This is a genomic window from Streptomyces sp. NPDC056948, assembly GCF_042674225.1.
In the GTDB taxonomy this organism is placed as follows: domain Bacteria; phylum Actinomycetota; class Actinomycetes; order Streptomycetales; family Streptomycetaceae; genus Streptomyces; species Streptomyces purpurascens.
In genome coordinates, this window is record NZ_JBHUQX010000645.1 from 1 (window position 1) to 3,494 (window position 3,494).

Annotated in this window: 5 protein-coding genes; 1 reads left to right on the top strand and 4 read right to left on the bottom strand. The window is 68.4% G+C overall.

Features of this window, described 5'->3' with window-relative positions; genetic code table 11:
* Positions 1 to 44: 44 nt before the first annotated feature.
* The 3 genes from rpsI to ACFTZL_RS42790 all read right to left on the bottom strand — a co-directional run bounded on the left by rpsI (position 45) and on the right by ACFTZL_RS42790 (position 1,595).
* Positions 45 to 557: a 30S ribosomal protein S9 gene (gene rpsI / locus ACFTZL_RS42780; RefSeq protein WP_184591418.1), complete on the bottom strand. Its 513-nt coding sequence runs from the start codon at positions 555 to 557 to the stop codon at positions 45 to 47.
* A 44-nt stretch (positions 558 to 601) separates the two neighbouring features.
* Positions 602 to 1,045, bottom strand: a complete 444-nt coding sequence (gene rplM, locus ACFTZL_RS42785; RefSeq protein WP_003992380.1) for a 50S ribosomal protein L13 — start codon at positions 1,043 to 1,045, stop codon at positions 602 to 604.
* 214 nt (positions 1,046 to 1,259) lie between these two features.
* Complete coding sequence (locus ACFTZL_RS42790; RefSeq protein WP_382595389.1) at positions 1,260 to 1,595, bottom strand: hypothetical protein; 336 nt, start codon at positions 1,593 to 1,595, stop codon at positions 1,260 to 1,262.
* A gap of 74 nt (positions 1,596 to 1,669) precedes the next feature.
* On the opposite strand from ACFTZL_RS42790, the gene ACFTZL_RS42795 reads away from it, so the two are divergent.
* On the top strand, positions 1,670 to 2,542 hold the full coding sequence (locus ACFTZL_RS42795; RefSeq protein ID WP_382595392.1) for a hypothetical protein: 873 nt from the start codon (positions 1,670 to 1,672) through the stop codon (positions 2,540 to 2,542).
* Between the two features lie 3 nt (positions 2,543 to 2,545).
* Here ACFTZL_RS42795 and truA read toward each other — a convergent pair whose 3' ends face one another.
* Positions 2,546 to 3,400, bottom strand: coding sequence for a tRNA pseudouridine(38-40) synthase TruA (truA, locus tag ACFTZL_RS42800; RefSeq protein WP_382595395.1), 855 nt, complete (start codon positions 3,398 to 3,400; stop codon positions 2,546 to 2,548).
* Between the last annotated feature and the right edge of the window lie 94 nt (positions 3,401 to 3,494).

The following is a 3,494-nucleotide window of genomic DNA, read 5'->3' on the forward strand; positions in this document are numbered from 1 at the left end:
CCTTCGAGCCGCCGGGGCGATCGAAGCAAAGACAGCGGACGCGTTTAGCGCTTGCTGTACTGCGGGGCCTTGCGGGCCTTCTTCAGACCGGCCTTCTTGCGCTCGACCGCACGGTCGTCGCGCTTGAGGAAGCCGGCCTTCTTCAGCGGGCCGCGGTTGTTGTCGACGTCCGCCTCGTTCAGCGCACGGGCGACACCGAGACGGAGCGCACCGGCCTGACCGGAGACACCGCCACCGGAGATGCGGGCGACGACGTCGTAGCGGTCGTCGAGCTCGAGCACCTTGAAGGGCTCGTTGACTTCCTGCTGGTGCACCTTGTTCGGGAAGTAGTCCTCGAGGGTGCGACCGTTGATCTTCCACTTGCCGGTGCCCGGGACGATCCGGACACGGGCGATGGCGTTCTTGCGACGGCCCAGGCCGGCGGCCGGCTGGGGCTCACCGAAACGCGAGGCGAGGGACTCGGAGGTGTACTCACCCTCCACCGGAACCTCGGACTCGGTGGTGTAGCTGTCGATGTCAACTTCTTCGAGCGGCTGCTCGGCAGTGGTCTCGGCCACGATGCTCCTCAGATTCTGTTCAGTCTTAGGGGGTGTGGCCGGACTTACTGCGCGACCTGGGTGATCTCGTACGGCTGCGGCTGCTGCGCGCCGTGCGGGTGCTGGTCACCCTTGTAGACCTTCAGCTTCGAGAGCATCTGACGGCCCAGGGAGTTCTTGGGGAGCATGCCCTTGACGGCCTTCTCGACGGCCTTCTCGGGGTTCTTGTCCAGCAGCTCGTCGTAACGGACGGAGCGCAGACCACCCGGGTAACCGGAGTGGCGGTACGCCATCTTCTGGGTCCGCTTGTTGCCGGACAGGTGCACCTTGTCCGCGTTGATGATGATGACGAAGTCACCAGCGTCGACGTGGGGGGCGTAGATCGGCTTGTGCTTGCCCCGGAGGAGGGTCGCTGCGGTGGTGGCGAGACGACCCAGGACAACGTCCTGGGCGTCGATGACGTGCCACTGGCGCGTCACATCGCCGGGCTTGGGGCTGTACGTACGCACGGTTCGTAGCCTTCGCTTCGAGTGAATGGTCCATAACAGGTCACCGAAACGATCACGACAGCCTTGACCGCACTGCGGTGACGCAAACCGCGTGCTGGTCGCTGGTCATCGGCCCGGCGGACCGGTGTAAGGGCCCGTCCCGTGAGAATGAGCAAGCCAATACACAACGAACAAGCAGAATACCGGTGCTCACCACAAGGGTCAAAACGCGGGATCATCGTCGACGGTCGAACACGCAGACGCACAGGCCCGCACACAGCGTGACAGCCCTCCTCAGAGCCCTGCGACGAACCGGCCGCACATACGGAAACACCGACGACAGCAGCACATCGACGACCACCGCGACGCCCCACCGCAGCACGGATCCGCCCCCGCGCGGACGACGGTACGCCCGCAGCACCGCGAGCCCCGCCGGCAGCCCGACCGACGGCCACGACAGCAGGCACACCAGCAGCGCGACGGCCACCAGCACCCGCAGGGACCCCACCCACAGACTCCGGCTCACGAGTCGCCCCAACCGCCCGGAGATGTCGCCTTTGCCCGTCCGCATGGGAGGAACGCTATGGGCTGCGAGGCCGATCCAGGCGGACCAGCACACCCCATGTCCCGTCTAAGATGCGCCCCATGAGCTATGGGCAGGGGGGACCCCAGTCCCAGTGGGATCCCTGGAAACCGCAGTCGCAGCAGCCCTGGAACAGCGGGGGCGGAGGCCAGTCTCCGGACTGGGCCGCGCTCGCCGAGGCGTCCGAGTCACGTAACAAACGACGCCGGCTGCTGCTGGTCGGCGGCGGCGCGGTCGCCACCGTCGCGATCGGTGCCGCCGTCGCGGTCGCCGTGGTCTCGGCCAACGGCGACAACCAGGCGAACAACCCGGCCTCCCTGCCCTCCGCGGACATCCCGAGCGGGTCGCCCACCGGCCCGTCGTTCGCCCCGACCAGCGCCCCGCCCCCACTGGACCCGAAGGACTTCGTCGCCAGCGCGAAGAAGGACAAGGCTCCGCTCGGCCCGGACACCCTCTTCCCCGGCACCCAGCTCACCATGGGCGAGACGGTCTACAAGAAGGGCCCCACGGCCGACACCAGGAGCTGCGGCACGGCGGCGGGCGGCTCGCTGCCCAAGGTCCTCAAGGCGAACGACTGCACCCGCCTGATACGAGTCACCTACTCCAAGGACGGCATCGCGGTGACGGTCGGCGTGGCCGTCTTCGACACCGAGGCGCAGGCCCTCAAGGCCAAGACCCAGACCAACAAGAAGAGCTTCGTGAAGTCGCTCGCCGGCGGCGGCGTGAAGCCCTTCTGCGAGGCCGGGTTCTGCCGCACGACCAGCAACTCCTACGGCCGCTACGCCTACTTCACCAACGCCGGCTTCACCAACGGCAAGGACGTGACGGAGAAGGACACCGAGGTGTTCGCCACCGGCGACAACCTCCAGCAGTTCACGTTCAACCAGATCCGCCGCCGCGGCGAGGCCCAGGCATCGGCCGCGGCCGGCGAATAGCCGTCAGCAGCACCCGGCCGGCGGCAGCGACCGCTTGTTCCGCGCCTCCTTGTTGCGCGCGGCCAGCAGTTCGTCGGCCGGGTAGCCGACCTCCTCAAGCGTCAGCCCGTGCGGCCGTACGACGTGCACGGCCGAGTCCCGGACGCCGGCCGCCAGCACCTTCCCCGGCCAGTCCGGCGGCCGGTGCCCGTCGCCCACGAACAGCAGCGCCCCGATGAGCGAGCGCACCATGTTGTGGCAGAAGGCGTCGGCCCGCACGGTCGCGGTGATGATCCCGTCGTCGCCCTTCACGAGACTCAGCTCCTGGAGCGTACGGATCGTCGTCGCGCCCTCCCGCTTCTTGCAGTAGGCGGCGAAGTCGTGCTCCCCGAGCAGCCGCCGCGCGGCCTCGTTCATGGCGTCGACGTCCAGCGGCCAGTCGTGCCACAGCACATGGCTGCGCAGCAGCGGGTCGACGCCTCCGGGGTTGTCGGTGACCCGGTACGCGTACCGCCTCCAGACAGCCGAGAATCGGGCGTTGAAGCCACTGGGCGCCTCTCTGAGGGCCCAGACCCGTACGTCCCGGGGCAGCCGCCCTGCGAGCCGCTTCAGCAGCTTCTGATGGTGCTCGGCCCAGACCTCCCGCGGCAGATCGACATGGGCGACCTGCCCCCGGGCATGCACCCCGGCATCGGTACGCCCCGCCACGGTCAGCTCGTACGTCTCCCGCGACCGCGTCACGGTCCGCAGCGCGTCCTCGATCTCCCCCTGCACGGTCCGCCGCCCCCCGGCCTGCTTGGCCCACCCGGAGAACTCACTCCCGTCGTACGACAGATCAAGCCGCACCCGAATGCGACCGGCCGCCACTTCGTCACTCACCCCAGGATCCTCTCACCCACGCAAAGGCGGGCCCGCTCCTTGAAAAGTAAACGGCCCGCCAACACCCCCACACGGGCGCCGGGAACAGCGCCAC